The sequence below is a fragment of the Chryseobacterium sp. YR221 genome, assembly GCF_900176315.1.
Taxonomy (GTDB): Bacteria; Bacteroidota; Bacteroidia; order Flavobacteriales; family Weeksellaceae; genus Chryseobacterium; species Chryseobacterium rhizosphaerae.
In genome coordinates this window covers 42,619-56,097 of sequence record NZ_FWXM01000004.1, presented here as the reverse complement: position 1 = coordinate 56,097, position 13,479 = coordinate 42,619, and the positions used below count along the sequence as shown (strand labels likewise).

At 36.0% G+C, this 13,479-nt stretch carries 16 protein-coding genes; 11 read left to right on the top strand and 5 right to left on the bottom strand.

What is annotated here, in order from left to right:
• Positions 1-8 precede the first annotated feature (8 nt).
• Positions 9-497, bottom strand: coding sequence for a TlpA family protein disulfide reductase (locus B8967_RS12660; RefSeq protein WP_084086342.1), 489 nt, complete (start codon positions 495-497; stop codon positions 9-11).
• A gap of 142 nt (positions 498-639) precedes the next feature.
• Positions 640-912, bottom strand: a complete 273-nt coding sequence (locus tag B8967_RS12655) for a hypothetical protein (protein WP_084086341.1) — start codon at positions 910-912, stop codon at positions 640-642.
• 248 nt (positions 913-1,160) lie between these two features.
• On the opposite strand from B8967_RS12655, the gene B8967_RS12650 reads away from it, so the two are divergent.
• The 3 genes from B8967_RS12650 to B8967_RS22500 all read left to right on the top strand — a co-directional run bounded on the left by B8967_RS12650 (position 1,161) and on the right by B8967_RS22500 (position 2,501).
• Complete coding sequence (locus tag B8967_RS12650; RefSeq protein ID WP_047484479.1) at positions 1,161-2,009, top strand: hypothetical protein; 849 nt, start codon at positions 1,161-1,163, stop codon at positions 2,007-2,009.
• A 115-nt stretch (positions 2,010-2,124) separates the two neighbouring features.
• Complete coding sequence (locus B8967_RS22505) at positions 2,125-2,286, top strand: hypothetical protein (protein WP_156125992.1); 162 nt, start codon at positions 2,125-2,127, stop codon at positions 2,284-2,286.
• Positions 2,287-2,342: 56 nt separating this feature from the next.
• On the top strand, positions 2,343-2,501 hold the full coding sequence (locus B8967_RS22500; RefSeq protein ID WP_156125990.1) for a hypothetical protein: 159 nt from the start codon (positions 2,343-2,345) through the stop codon (positions 2,499-2,501).
• A 32-nt stretch (positions 2,502-2,533) separates the two neighbouring features.
• Here B8967_RS22500 and mutS read toward each other — a convergent pair whose 3' ends face one another.
• On the bottom strand, positions 2,534-5,122 hold the full coding sequence (gene mutS, locus B8967_RS12645) for a DNA mismatch repair protein MutS (RefSeq protein WP_047484477.1): 2,589 nt from the start codon (positions 5,120-5,122) through the stop codon (positions 2,534-2,536).
• A 123-nt stretch (positions 5,123-5,245) separates the two neighbouring features.
• Here mutS and B8967_RS12640 point away from each other — a divergent pair, with 123 nt between their 5' ends.
• Positions 5,246-5,776 (top strand): GNAT family N-acetyltransferase, encoded by a 531-nt coding sequence (locus tag B8967_RS12640; protein ID WP_084086340.1) that lies wholly within the window; start codon positions 5,246-5,248, stop codon positions 5,774-5,776.
• 102 nt (positions 5,777-5,878) lie between these two features.
• On the opposite strand, the gene B8967_RS12635 is transcribed toward B8967_RS12640, so the two are convergent.
• Positions 5,879-6,757 carry a cupin-like domain-containing protein gene (locus B8967_RS12635; RefSeq protein ID WP_084086339.1) on the bottom strand — a complete coding sequence of 293 codons (879 nt, stop codon included), beginning with the start codon at positions 6,755-6,757 and terminating at the stop codon, positions 5,879-5,881.
• 147 nt (positions 6,758-6,904) lie between these two features.
• Here B8967_RS12635 and B8967_RS12630 point away from each other — a divergent pair, with 147 nt between their 5' ends.
• Positions 6,905-7,819 carry a bestrophin family protein gene (locus B8967_RS12630; protein ID WP_241508028.1) on the top strand — a complete coding sequence of 305 codons (915 nt, stop codon included), beginning with the start codon at positions 6,905-6,907 and terminating at the stop codon, positions 7,817-7,819.
• A gap of 12 nt (positions 7,820-7,831) precedes the next feature.
• On the opposite strand, the gene B8967_RS12625 is transcribed toward B8967_RS12630, so the two are convergent.
• Positions 7,832-8,431: a hypothetical protein gene (locus tag B8967_RS12625; RefSeq protein ID WP_084086338.1), complete on the bottom strand. Its 600-nt coding sequence runs from the start codon at positions 8,429-8,431 to the stop codon at positions 7,832-7,834.
• Between the two features lie 55 nt (positions 8,432-8,486).
• Between B8967_RS12625 and B8967_RS12620 the strand changes: the two genes are divergently transcribed.
• The 6 genes from B8967_RS12620 (at position 8,487) to accD (ending at position 13,445) form a co-directional block, all read left to right on the top strand.
• Positions 8,487-9,107: a toxin-antitoxin system YwqK family antitoxin gene (locus tag B8967_RS12620; protein ID WP_228406162.1), complete on the top strand. Its 621-nt coding sequence runs from the start codon at positions 8,487-8,489 to the stop codon at positions 9,105-9,107.
• A gap of 5 nt (positions 9,108-9,112) precedes the next feature.
• Complete coding sequence (locus B8967_RS12615) at positions 9,113-9,643, top strand: RNA methyltransferase (RefSeq protein WP_084086337.1); 531 nt, start codon at positions 9,113-9,115, stop codon at positions 9,641-9,643.
• A 187-nt stretch (positions 9,644-9,830) separates the two neighbouring features.
• A complete protein-coding gene (locus tag B8967_RS12610; RefSeq protein ID WP_047484466.1) occupies positions 9,831-10,484 on the top strand; it encodes a CBS domain-containing protein in 654 nt (217 codons plus the stop codon).
• 1 nt (position 10,485) lies between these two features.
• Positions 10,486-11,352: an NAD kinase gene (locus B8967_RS12605; RefSeq protein WP_047484464.1), complete on the top strand. Its 867-nt coding sequence runs from the start codon at positions 10,486-10,488 to the stop codon at positions 11,350-11,352.
• 71 nt (positions 11,353-11,423) lie between these two features.
• Positions 11,424-12,494 (top strand): class II fructose-bisphosphate aldolase, encoded by a 1,071-nt coding sequence (gene fbaA, locus B8967_RS12600; protein WP_047484463.1) that lies wholly within the window; start codon positions 11,424-11,426, stop codon positions 12,492-12,494.
• 96 nt (positions 12,495-12,590) lie between these two features.
• Positions 12,591-13,445, top strand: coding sequence for an acetyl-CoA carboxylase, carboxyltransferase subunit beta (gene accD, locus B8967_RS12595; protein WP_047484461.1), 855 nt, complete (start codon positions 12,591-12,593; stop codon positions 13,443-13,445).
• The last annotated feature ends 34 nt before the right edge of the window (positions 13,446-13,479 follow it).

The following is a 13,479-nucleotide window of genomic DNA, read 5'->3' as shown; positions in this document are numbered from 1 at the left end:
TCAATTATTTATTGTAAATTTTCTGTAATTATTTTTTCAAGTTCTTCTTTGCTCATTTCTCCATCATTGAAATATACTTTCTCACCGTTTTTATAAAAAAGGGTAACCGGAATATTTCCATCCCAGTTTTTTTCAAATTTCGGAATCCACGTATTCATTCTTTTAATATCATCAAGCAAAACAACCTCAGCACTAAGGTTTTTGGTTTTAATAAATTTTAAAACCCGCTCTTTATCTACCAGTCTGTCTAATGAAACAAGAATCATCTTAAATTTCGGATTGCCTGCATACTGATGATTCACTTCCATAAAATGAGGCAGCTCTTTTACGCATGGAGCACAGGTAGTTGCCCAAAAATTCACTACCAGAAGCTTATCTTTTTCCAGTTGAATTTTCTTTTCCAGATCTTCATATTTCAAAACAGAAACTTCCGTCTGCTGAGCTTTACAAAAGGTACCGAATAGAAAGATGATCAGGATTGTTAATAAATTCTTCATATTCAAATTTAATAAATAATTGTAAACCAGAAACCTGTTCAAATCATTCACTTCAGGAATAGATTGTTTTCATTAACAGGGAATATTAGAGTTTTGTATTTCAATCCCTATCAGATAAGGAAGTTTACTAAAAAGCAGCTAATTATTGCTTGCTCTTATTTTTAGATCTAGGCCTGGTACCCGTATAACTCATTGTTCCATTTTCGCAAGACATTATTCCCGGGTGTTGCTGAAAAGATTTTTTCTCAGCTTTTATAATGGAATCAGAACCTCTACGGGCAATGGTCGCTGAGTCCACATACGCTTTATATACCACTGCTACAGAATCATGAATTCTTTGTTCAGCTCGTTCTTTTGCTTCTTTGTTACATGAGAATAAAGCAATTAATGAGACTCCTAAAAATATTTTATTCATAGCTATGTTTTTTTCAGGTCACAATCTACAATTTATATTTAAATTCAATGAAGGCTATTACAATAATAAGGCCTTTACCAGCATCTGATTATTGTCATTATGGGTAATACCTTCTCCTCTTTTTATAATAGTCTTAGTGGTTATTTGCAGCACAAAAGCCATAAATCAATGAGAAACTCTATTTTTCATTAATTATTTTTATTCACACCCGATTTTTTTGATATTTTTACACCCATTAAATAAAGATCATGAAAAAAACTTATTTACTTCTGCCAATTTTCTTTTTGGCTTCCTGCTCAAGCAGTAATGATGATATTGAAGCTGCAATCAATAACGGGAATAATAATAACAACAACAATAATAACACGCCTGTTCTTGTAACCAAGATGGTAGCAGATGGAGATGTATCTACCTATACCTATAACGGAACCAAATTATCTGAATCTAAAAACCTTACGGATGGAACTGTTACCACCTTTACCTATACAGGAGACCTGATTACCAAGTCGGTTACTACCGGATCCAATTCTACCTCCACCACGACCTATACTTATGACAGCAGCAGCAGATTAAGTAAAAGCACAACTGTACATACGTCTTCTAACCCCTCATCCACTACAGAAATCACATATACCTATCCGGCACCCAATAATGTAAAAATGGTGGTTACTTTATCTACAGGAGGCTCCAGTATGATAAAAACGTATACCCGAAACGCAGTATTAAATGCAGATGGTTCACTAAAAAACTGGACTGAAACGGTGGCAAGTCCTAACCCATCAGGAGGATTTGATACAGGAAACGGTACCTTACAGCCTATCGTTTATGATACAAAAAATGCTCCGTTCAAAAATGTAACAGGATATCTGAAACTGATGGATCAGGAAAATGAAAACGGATCAACGCATAATGTCACAGACTACAAAAATGTGGTTCAGTACTCTATTTCCGGAGGAACCGAATGGACTATATTTAACTCCATTTATGTATACAATGCAAGTGGCTATCCTATAAAAGATACCCGAAAATATTATGATAAGACAGGCAGCTCTGTTACCAATACGGAAATCACCACCTACGAATACAATCATTTATAATACAGGAGAGCTTTAAGCTCTCTTTTTTATTACAAAAATAACGGCTATTTCACTCACTATCAGTTGAATTAATTAATAAAATTGTATATTAGCATACAACCAAATTAAAATTATTATGAAAAAGTCAACCCTTCAAAAAAGAAAACTTACAAAAAAAGAAATGAAAGAAATCAGTGGAGCAAGACCTCATTGCCCATTGGTATTGAGCTGTTTTGACCCGAATACAGGACAGGAAATGTCCGGAGTCTATGGTATTCAGGACGGACCTTGCTGCTAATTGTCTCAGCATCAAAAAATAAGATATTCAAATCTGTAAATCTAATCTCAATCATTATGAAAAATTCAGACATTCAAAAGAGAAAGCTTACGAAGAATGAGTTGAAAGACATCAATGGCGGTGCTGCTGCCTGTGCAGAAGGTTTATGTAAACTGAGAGGAGTAAGCCATTTTTTGATTATTGGCCCTAGAGGCAACGATGGATACTGCTGCTAACAACAATAAAAAATTATAAAAAAATGATTGGATTACCCTCCAATCATTTTTTTTATAGAATTCAGTTTCATTAAAGCTTCAATAGGTGTCAGTGTATTGATATCTATTTTTGTCAGTTCTTCACGGATATTCTCCAAAACAGGATCATCCAGCTGGAAGAAAGAAAGCTGCATGTTTTCTTCTGTTACTCTTTTAATGTTCTCAGATGTTCCTCCACCCTGCGTTCTGCTGGCTTCAAGGGTTTTTAGTATTTCATTGGCTCTGTTGACCACTTTTGCAGGCATTCCGGCCAGTTTTGCGACATGGATACCAAAACTATGTTCACTTCCACCCGGAATTAGTTTTCTTAAGAAAATAATATTTCCTTTATTTTCCTGAATGGAAACGTGGAAGTTTTTCACCCTTTCAAAATTCACGGTCATTTCATTCAGCTCATGATAATGGGTTGCAAACAAGGTTTTAGCCTGTGTAGGATGCTGATGAAGATACTCTGCTATAGCCCAGGCAATAGAAACCCCATCATAAGTAGATGTTCCGCGTCCTATTTCATCCAAAAGAATCAGGCTTCGTTCGGAAATATTGTTCAGGATATTTGCCGCTTCATTCATCTCTACCATGAAAGTAGACTCTCCGGCAGAAATATTATCTGTAGCTCCTACCCTGGTGAAAATTTTATCCAATAGTCCGATTTCAGCATGTTTCGCAGGAACAAAGCTTCCGATCTGTGCCAAAAGACAGACAATGGCTGTCTGACGCAGTATTGCCGATTTACCGGCCATGTTAGGCCCTGTAACCATGATAATCTGCTGTGAATCTTTATCTAAGAAAATATCATTTGGAATATATTTTTCCCCTAAAGGAAGTGCATTTTCAATAATCGGATGCCTAGCTTCCTGCAGGTCAATAGCATATCCGTCATTCAAAACAGGTTTTGTATAACTTTCAGAAACAGCCAGTTCCGATAATCCGGAAGCTACATCAAGCTGAGCAATGATATTGGAATTCTCCTGAATCTGGTCAATATAAACCATTGTTTCAGCACAAACATTTCTGTAAAGCTCATTCTCCAGGACACTTATTTTCTCTTCAGCACCCAGAATCTGGCTTTCATATTCTTTTAATTCTTCCGTAATATACCGCTCCGCATTCACAAGGGTTTGTTTTCTTAACCAGTCATTGGGAACTTTATCTTTATGGGTATTTCTGACTTCAATATAATATCCGAAAACATTGTTAAAATCAATTTTAAGGCTTGTAATTCCTGTTCTTTCTATTTCACGCTGGCACATTTCATCAAGGAATCCCCGGCCTTTGTTTTGAAGCCCTCTCAATCTGTCAAGTTCTTCAGAAACATCATTTTTAATGACATTTCCTTTGGCAATACTTACCGGAAGTTCTTCATTAAGATTATTCTGTAAAAACTTAATCAGTTCTTCCAGGTCATACAGAGGTTCCAGCCAGGCCAATACATCGGCATGTGGATGCAGGAGTCCTTTTATTGTATGAATATTGATTAAACTTTGACGAAGGTATCCAAGCTCTTTCGGAGAGATTTTCTCCGCTGCCAGTTTTCCCATTAATCTGTCGAGGTCAGAAATTGATTTTAACAGCTGGCAGATCTCATATTTCAGGCTATCATTTTCATTCAAGAAGTCGATCAGAGAAAGCCTTCTCATAATCTCATCCACAGATTTTAAAGGAAGGATAATTCTCCTTCTCAACAGCCTTCCTCCCATTGGAGTAGACGTTTTATCTATAATATCTAAAAGTGATTTTCCCTGTGGGTTGCTGGGATATACAATCTCCAGATTTCTTAAAGTAAAATTATCCATCATCAGATAATCTTCCTGTGGAATAACCTGAAGTTTGGTAATATGAGCAAGCAGATTATGATGGGTATCTTCTACCAGATAGGCAAAAATAGCCCCTGCTGCGGTAATGGCTAAGGGCAGGTTCTCTACACCAAACCCCTTTAAAGAAGATGTTTTAAAATGATTGGTTAATTTCTCATAGGCAAAATTATACTGGAAAGCCCAGTCTTCAAGTTTAAAAGCATTTTTGTTTTTAAACTGTTCAGGAATCTGGACACTTCTCTGGTATATGATTTCACTGGGATCAAAGGTACTGACAATGTGTAAAAGCTTCTCCAGGTTTCCTTCGCTCACTAAAAATTCTCCTGTAGAAATATCTACCAGTGCTATTCCGTATTTCTCTTTCTCTTTGTGTAAAGAAAGCAGGAAATTGTTCTTTTTTGAATTTAATACCTGATCATTGAATGTAACTCCGGGAGTCACCAATTCCGTCACTCCTCTTTTTACAATTCCTTTTACCATTTTAGGGTCCTCCAGCTGGTCACATATGGCCACTCTCATCCCTGCCCTTACCAGTTTTGGCAAATAAGAGTCTACTGAATGATGGGGAAATCCCGCCAATTCTATACTTCCGTCCCCGTTAGCTCTTTTGGTAAGGACAATTCCCAGAATCTGAGACGTTCTCACGGCATCCTGCCCAAAAGTTTCATAAAAATCCCCTACTCTGAAAAGTAAAAGCGCATCAGGGTATTTAGCCTTGATGGTATTATATTGAGTCATTAACGGAGTTTCCTTCTTCAATTTTGCCATAGTAAAAAATGAGCCCCAAATTTAAAAAAATAAATCCATGGTTACAGAATTGTTTATCGGTTAATCTTTGATACACTTTTCCCTATCAGGAATTAATTGTATTTTCACCATAAAATACGGTCTATGGAATTTCCTGTTTTAGAAACTGAAAGACTTCTGCTACGCCAACTTACCTCCGAAGACTCAAAAGACCTTTTTGAGTATTTTTCTTTGGAGGAAGTAATGAAATATTATGATCTGGAAGCATTCAAAACAGAAGAAGATGCTGAAAACATCATCCACCACTTCAACACTGAGTTTGAAAAAGGAAAAGGATTCCGATGGGCACTGGAATTAAAATCTGAAAATAAAGTAATTGGAACTTGTGGCTATCATAACTGGTATCCGGAACATTACAGGGCAGAGATTGGTTATGAACTGAATCCTTTGTTCTGGAGACAATCTTATATGAAAGAAGCTATTCTTCCCATTTTAACATTCGGGTTGGAAACTATGCAGTTACACCGTGTAGATGCTTTTATTGATCCTGCTAATATTTCTTCCGAAAAGCTGTTATCTTCTTTAAACTTTAATGAAGAAGGGACTTTAAAAGATTATTTCTTTGAAAAAGGAAAGTTCGTGGATGCGAAACTTTTTGGATTGATTAATAAATAGCGTGAATTTAAAATGTAACGCCTTTGCGAACTTTTATCAATTAATAGTTCAAAAATCCTGCGAGCTTAGCACTAAAAATTGAATATTCTAAGCTTCGACGCGTTACTTTTCAGTTTTCAGATGTCTTTCCAAGGCTTCAGAACTCTTCTTATAGGCCCATTCCTGTTTGTAATTTACCCATTTACCTTTAAAAAATTTACGCATAAGTTTATCCGTATATCTCATAATGAAAACGTGATACAGCATATTGGCAAAAACTTTCGGTTTATTGGGAAGGGCTCTTAGGGACAATGAGAAGCCGGGCTCCAGGTATCTGTTGAAGTGCCAGAATGCTCCCGGAATAAAAAGGGCATCACCATGTTCCATGAAAATTTCATAGCCTTTGGCATATTTTAGTGCCGGAAATTTTTCATAATCCGGATTCTCATAGTCCAGATCATAGATGGTATGAACAGACAATGGTACTTTATACAAAAAGGCAGACTGCTGCTGATCAAATAATAAAATTCTCTTTTTCCCTTCAAAATGAATGTGCATAAAGTCTCCCAAATCCACATCATAGTGCATTAAAACATGTGCCTCACTCCCTCCAAAAAACAATGTAGGAAGTCTTTTAAAAAATTTTATCCCTAAATCCGGATAAGTGAAATTCTTAAGCAGCTCCGGAAGCCTATCTGTAATAATATAAAAAAAGATACGCAGATCTGAGGGTTTACTTTTTATGGTGTCAATATAATCCTTCATTTTCATCCTCGCCACCGGTGCATCTGAATTCTTTGCTGCATCAGCCGGCTTATTATCATATAACGGAACTTCCTGCTCACCCGCCTTTTCACGGATATAGCTCAGATTCCACAGATCAAAAGCGTCCCATCGGCTGGCAAAATTTTTAATCAAAAGAGGCTTTTGTTTTTTAAAATAATTCTTTTGAAAATCTTCTTTGCTGATATCGTTCACTACATCTACGTTTTCGAGGATCATTATTTTGGTATTTTGTGCGAAATAAAAATAGTGATTTTTTGAAAACTGCGGAAATATCACAGCAAAGAAAAGAAGGCAAAGGACAAAAGAGCGGAAAGATCAAAAACGCTAACTTATACTTTACAGGTCCCCGTATATGAACACTAAATGAAAAAAAATTATATTTGTAGTACAAGCGAATTTATGAGAGCCTATAATACCAAACATTTCCTTAAAATCCTTTTCAGTTTACACAAAAGTGATACTTTAAAAATACTTTTCCCAAGTATGATTCTTATAGGATTATATTCCTGGGGAATTCAATATTTAGAGGTGGAATATTTTCACCTGACTTCAAAATCAGGGATCAGTAATGTAGGGATGATCCATTCTTTACTGGGGTTTGTATTATCGCTCTTATTGGTATTCAGGACAAATACAGCCTATGACAGATGGTGGGAAGGAAGAAAATTATGGGGAAAGCTCGTCAATGATTCCAGAAATTTTGCCATAAAAATAAATACAATTCTTGCTGATAACCGTCAGGATGCCGAGCAAATTGCGAGGTATTTAAAATACTTCCCTCACTTTTTGGCCAAACACCTTTCCAAAGAATCTACAAGGCTGGCTTTGGATGAGGATTATTCTGAGATTGAACAATCACTAAAAAACCATGGGCCAAGCGAAATTGTTATTCTTTTAAGCCATAAGCTGAATCAATTAAAAAAAGAAGGTAAAGTTTCAGAGGTTGAAATGCTGTATCTGGACACTCAGCTATCTGGTTTTCTGGATGTATGCGGAGGTTGCGAGAGAATTAAAAATACCCCTATCCCCTATTCTTATTCCTCTTTTATTAAGAAGTTTATTATTCTGTATGTCTTTGCTCTGCCTATTGCGTACGTCATTACTATCGGGTTGTTTATGATTCCGCTTACGGTCTTTGTATATTATGTACTGATGAGTTTAGAGCTTATCGCAGAAGAAATTGAAGATCCTTTTAATAATGATGAAAATGACATTCCTATGGAAATGTTAGCCCAGAATATTGAAAAAAATGTTCATCAGATTATGGGTAAAAAATAAGAAATCAACCTTTTAAAGGCTGATTTCTTTAAGTTCTCCGTCTTGTTTGATTTCTACAAATTTACTTTCCCTGTTCCCGGCTGAATAGCCATAAAAGAAAGTCTGATAAATAGGTGTAGAATATAAATAGCCTCCATATCCGTTATAAGCATCCGAAGTTCCGGTTTGCTGCTGGTAACTTGCTGTTGCGGTAAAATTAACAATCGTTTCCAGATAATATTTCCCGGGCTTTAATTTTTCGAATTTAAAACGTCCGTAGTCATCAATTAAAGCTTCAAGCTTATATTTAAAGGCATCTTCGGACATATAAACGGTAGTTTTTTTATTCTCATACTTTTTTCTCATATTATAAAACTCTTCAAAATAAGGAGTTACCGGAAAAAGCATTACAACAGTTCCTTTGGGGGCATAATGCTTCTGGCCAAGCAGCGGCTTGATTCCCCAGTTGTTTTTTTGTTTCGTAGATGCGACTCCTTCAATAGTAGAATTCCCAAAAGAAAGCATCTCCCTGGCCATCTTTTTGTCAAAAAAAGCCTGCGGATAATATGTGTTCTGAGCTTTTGAATACATGAAGGCAAGCATCAGTGTGAATAAAGTGAGTAATTTTTTCATTGTTAATTTTTGAATCAAATATAACTATTTTACTATTTTTGAAATAAAAATAGCTATGAAATACTTTTTTATATTATTTTTCTCCACGTCCGTTGCTGTTTTGGCTCAGAAACCCTGCGGATATAAAGACGGATTACAGGAAGGAAGCTGTAAGGAATTCTATGAGAACGGACAGGTAAAAAATGTGGTGGAATGGAAAAAAGGAAAAATGGAAGGGGATGCTGTTTTTTACTATGACAATGGAAAAATACAAACCAAAGGACAATATAAAAAAGGCTTCAAGGTAAAAGAATGGTCTTATTATGGTAAAGATGGTATTCTGACCTCTCAGGAAGTTTTTACCAACGGAGACAAAAATATATATGACAACAGCTTTACAGGTACTTTTTACTATCCCTCAGGAAAAGTAGAAGAAATCTCCCATTATAAATTTGCAAAGTTGCATGGAGAAACCAAGGTGTTTCATGAAGATGGAAAATCCATAAAGCAAATCGGATATTATGACAATGGTCTTGCTACCGGAAAATGGAAAACATTCTATCCGTCCGGAAAATTAGAGCGAGAAACAGAATTAGCCAACGATAAACGTAATGGCAACAGAATTTATTACCGTGAAGACGGAAGTATTGAAAAAACAGAGGTCTACAAAGACGGAAAATTAATCTCAACAAAATAATACAATTGGTACAGAAACTAAAGCTGGAAGAACTTAAAAGAATAGATGTTGAAACATTTAAAAGAGTAGAGAAGATTCCATTAGTCATCATTCTAGATAATCTTAGAAGCATGCACAATGTAGGGGCAACATTCAGAACGGCAGATGCTTTTTTAATTGAAAAAATTATTCTTTGTGGAATCACTCCGCAACCGCCTCATCGTGAGATTCATAAAGCAGCGCTAGGTGCTACGGAAAGTGTAGACTGGGCGCATGAAAAAGATATCAATACAGCTATTGCTGATTTGAAAAGCAAAGATTACGAAATTATAGGGATTGAACAGACCACCAACAGTCAGATCATTACAGATTTCACGATTGACAGATCAAAAAAATACGCCCTGATTTTAGGAAATGAAGTAGAGGGAATCAGTGATGAAGCATTACCCAATATTGATGTATTTCTGGAAATTCCACAGCTTGGAACAAAACATTCTCTGAATGTAAGTGTATGTGGCGGAATTGTCATGTGGGAATTTGCGAAAGCCCTAAAATAAAAAAACTGCATATGTCATTAATAGACAGTGCAGTTTGAAATAAATCTAATAAAAAGTAAAAATGAAAGGCGACAAAGGTACTTTTTTTTTCGGTACGAACAAATTTTGAGGTCATTTTTTTTGTTTGATCTCAAAAAAAGTCGCGTTTTCAGAAAAAGTTTCATTTAATTTTTTATAAATTAGCACAATGTTTATCAAGGACTATATCTCAAAAGACTTCCCATGTTTTAGCTTATCTGACTCAATAGAGTCAGCAAGGAATATGTTAGAAGATTTTGGATATACCCATATTTTCATTAAAAAATCCCACCATTTTTATGGGGCCATTGCCAAAGACTTCCTTTATGAGGAAGATGGAGGTACACTGAAGGATCTGGAACACCAGCTTGAGCGGTTTGCCATTCTGGAAGACAGCAATGTCATGGACAGCATCCGTCTGTTTTATACTTTCAGTTCTAACGTGATCCCGGTAATCAATAAGAATGAAAAATATTTAGGGTATATTACCTGTGAAGATGTTTTTCAGGATCTTTCCCGATATCCTTTATTTTCAGAAACAGGGGCTATTCTTACCATAGAAACTCCTGCCAGAAAATATTCGATGACCGAGATCGCCAATATTATTGAAAGCAATAATTCAAAATTTTATGGGGGATTTATAAGTTTTATGTCTGATGAAGTTATTCACATCACCATAAAGATTAGTAATGAAAACCTGGCCTCGATAGATTCAACTTTTGACCGGTATGATTACAGAATTGTTGAAAAATATTATTCTGATGAGAAATCCGATCTGTTTAAAGACCGATTTGGTTTTTTTCAAAAATTCATAGAAATATAACATGAAGGCAGCTATATATTCTCAGAAAAAAGATCTTGATACTTTTTTATACTTAAGCAAGTTTATCTCTGAGCTTGAAAGCAGGGGTGTAAAATCCGTTCTGTATGATGAAATGGCTGAAGCGCTTCAATTTTCGAAAATTTTCGAGACTTTTAACAATAAGCAGGATCTTGTGGATAAAGAAGTGGATCTTTTCTTCACTTTTGGTGGAGATGGGACCATTGTTAATTCTTTAACCTTTATTGAAGATCTTGAGATCCCTGTCGTAGGTGTCAATACCGGAAGACTAGGATTTTTAGCTTTTTTCACCAAAGAAGAAGCATTCAAAGAATTAGATTCTATCTTAAAAGGAGACGTAAAAACAAGCCGCCGTTCTGTGATAGAAGTGGTTTCTCCAAAGCTGGAAGGCTCTTTTCCTTATGCACTCAATGATGTTACCGTTTCCAGGAAAGAAACAACATCAATGATTACTGTAGATTCATTCATCAACAATGAATTTCTGAATGTATTTTGGGGAGATGGCGTGATTATTTCAACACCCACCGGCTCTACGGCCTATTCACTAAGCTGTGGCGGACCTATTATTTCTCCCAACAACGAAAACTTCGTCATCACTCCCATCGCTCCTCACAACCTGAATGTGAGGCCGTTAGTGGTTAATGATAAAGTAGAAATAAAATTCAAAGTAGAAAGCCGCGTACCCCAATATTCTCTTTCCTTAGATTCCAGGTTAATACATATTGAAACAGATAAGGAAATCATCATCAGGAAGGCAAGTTTTCAGCTTCTTCTGGTACAGCCGAATAATTTAAGTTTCTACGAAACCATTCGCCAGAAGCTACTTTGGGGAAGAGACAAAAGAAATTAGTCATTTCCTAAAAATGATTACCTTTACAGGAATAAAAAAACACCTAATAAATTTATAATAAAAAGTAAAACATGAGCAGAATTTTTCCGGCAGGAGTTGCCACAGGTCAGTTAGTTACTGATATTTTTCAGTATGCTAAAGAAAACAAATTTGCATTACCTGCAGTCAATGTAATTGGATCAAGCAACGTAAACGCTACTATGGAAACAGCAGCAAAATTAAATGCTCCTGTAATTATCCAGTTTTCAAATGGCGGAGCTGCTTTCAATGCAGGAAAAGGATTAAACAATGACGGACAAAAGTCTGCAGTCTTAGGAGCTATCGCAGGAGCAAAACATATTCATACTCTTGCAGAAGCTTACGGAGCAACAGTAATTTTACACACAGACCACTGTGCAAAGAAATTACTTCCTTGGATCGACGGATTAATGGATGCTAACGAAGAATTCTTCAAGCAGACAGGAAAATCTCTTTACTCTTCTCACATGCTGGATCTTTCTGAAGAATCTTTAGAAGAAAACCTTCACATCTCAGCTGAATATTTCGAAAGAATGGCTAAACTTCAGATGACTCTTGAGGTAGAAATCGGAGTGACAGGAGGAGAAGAAGACGGTGTTGACAATTCAGACGTTGATAACTCTAAATTATATACTCAGCCGGAAGATGTAGCCTATACGTATGAAAAACTAAAAGCTATTTCTGACAACTTTACAATTGCTGCGGCATTTGGTAACGTACACGGAGTTTACAAGCCTGGAAACGTAGTTCTTACACCAAAAATTCTTGACAATTCTCAGAAATATGTTCAGGAAAAATTCGGAACTGCTGCCAAGCCGATCAACTTTGTATTCCACGGAGGTTCAGGATCTACTTTAGAAGAGATCAGAGAAGCGATCGACTATGGAGTAATCAAAATGAATATCGATACTGACCTTCAGTTTGCTTATACAGAAGGAGTAAGAGATTATATGGTAAACAATATTGATTATTTAAGAGCCCAAATCGGAAACCCTGAAGGAGAGGAAAAACCTAACAAAAAATTCTATGACCCAAGAGTTTGGGTAAGAAAAGGTGAGGATACATTCTCTACAAGATTGGTGAAAGCATTTGAAGATTTAAATAACGTAAATACTTTAAAATAAATTTGTAAAAAGTAAAATGTATAAAATACAGGGCAATTCTAACACTCTGTTTTTATACATTTTACATTATACATCGTACATTAATACAAATAAAAAATGGCATTCGACTGGTTTAAAAGAAAAGCAAAAAACATTACCACTTCTACTGATGAAAAAAAGGATGTTCCAAAAGGCCTTTGGCATCAGACTCCATCTGGAAAAGTTGTGGAACACGATGAACTAAAGAGAAATAACTATGTTTCTCCTGAAGACGGATTTCATGTGAGAATAGGAAGTGCAGAATTTTTTGACATCCTTTTTGACGAAGGTAAATTTACCGAACTGGATGCTAATGTTGAAAGTATTGATATCTTAAACTTCAAAGATACAAAGCCTTATAAAGACCGTTTAAAAGAAGTAAGAGCGAAAACAAAACTTACAGATTCCATCAGAAATGCTGTAGGTACTGTAAAAGGAACTGAAATGGTGGTTTCTTGTATGGATTTTGCTTTTATCGGAGGATCTTTAGGTTCTGTAATGGGTGAAAAGATCAGAAGAGCAGTAGATTACTGTATTCAGCACAAACTTCCTTATATGATCATCTGTCAGTCTGGAGGAGCAAGAATGCAGGAGGCTACTTATTCTTTGATGCAGCTGGCTAAAGTTCAGGCTAAGCTTGCTCAGCTTTCAGAAGCAGGGCTTTTATACATCGCCTACCTTTGTGACCCTACTTTTGGAGGAATTACAGCTTCTTTCGCTATGACTGCTGATATCATCATGGCTGAACCGGGAGCTCTTATCGGATTCGCGGGACCAAGAGTTATCCGTGAAACGATCGGAAGAGACTTACCGGAAGGATTCCAGACATCAGAATTCTTACAGGAGAAAGGATTTGTAGACTTTATTGTAAAAAGAACTGAAATTCAGGATACTGTAGCTAAAACGGTTAATTTTTTAGCGGTAAAAGCGTAGTATCTTTAACCTAAACAATACAATCTCTCTCTAA

Bases quoted from the DNA above. Each gene is read 5' to 3' on its own strand.
- B8967_RS12620 (WP_228406162.1), top strand. From the start codon at position 8,487: ATGAAATACTTTTTTATATTATTTTTCTCCACGTCCGTTGCTGTTTTG.
- B8967_RS12610 (WP_047484466.1), top strand. From the start codon at position 9,831: ATGTTTATCAAGGACTATATCTCAAAAGACTTCCCATGTTTTAGCTTA.
- accD (WP_047484461.1), top strand. From the start codon at position 12,591: ATGGCATTCGACTGGTTTAAAAGAAAAGCAAAAAACATTACCACTTCT.
- B8967_RS12605 (WP_047484464.1), top strand. From the start codon at position 10,486: ATGAAGGCAGCTATATATTCTCAGAAAAAAGATCTTGATACTTTTTTA.
- B8967_RS12630 (WP_241508028.1), top strand. From the start codon at position 6,905: ATGAAAAAAAATTATATTTGTAGTACAAGCGAATTTATGAGAGCCTAT.
- fbaA (WP_047484463.1), top strand. From the start codon at position 11,424: ATGAGCAGAATTTTTCCGGCAGGAGTTGCCACAGGTCAGTTAGTTACT.
- B8967_RS22500 (WP_156125990.1), top strand. From the start codon at position 2,343: ATGAAAAATTCAGACATTCAAAAGAGAAAGCTTACGAAGAATGAGTTG.
- B8967_RS22505 (WP_156125992.1), top strand. From the start codon at position 2,125: ATGAAAAAGTCAACCCTTCAAAAAAGAAAACTTACAAAAAAAGAAATG.
- B8967_RS12660 (WP_084086342.1), bottom strand. From the start codon at position 497: ATGAAGAATTTATTAACAATCCTGATCATCTTTCTATTCGGTACCTTT.
- B8967_RS12655 (WP_084086341.1), bottom strand. From the start codon at position 912: ATGAATAAAATATTTTTAGGAGTCTCATTAATTGCTTTATTCTCATGT.
- B8967_RS12635 (WP_084086339.1), bottom strand. From the start codon at position 6,757: ATGATCCTCGAAAACGTAGATGTAGTGAACGATATCAGCAAAGAAGAT.
- B8967_RS12625 (WP_084086338.1), bottom strand. From the start codon at position 8,431: ATGAAAAAATTACTCACTTTATTCACACTGATGCTTGCCTTCATGTAT.
- mutS (WP_047484477.1), bottom strand. From the start codon at position 5,122: ATGGCAAAATTGAAGAAGGAAACTCCGTTAATGACTCAATATAATACC.
- B8967_RS12650 (WP_047484479.1), top strand. From the start codon at position 1,161: ATGAAAAAAACTTATTTACTTCTGCCAATTTTCTTTTTGGCTTCCTGC.
- B8967_RS12640 (WP_084086340.1), top strand. From the start codon at position 5,246: ATGGAATTTCCTGTTTTAGAAACTGAAAGACTTCTGCTACGCCAACTT.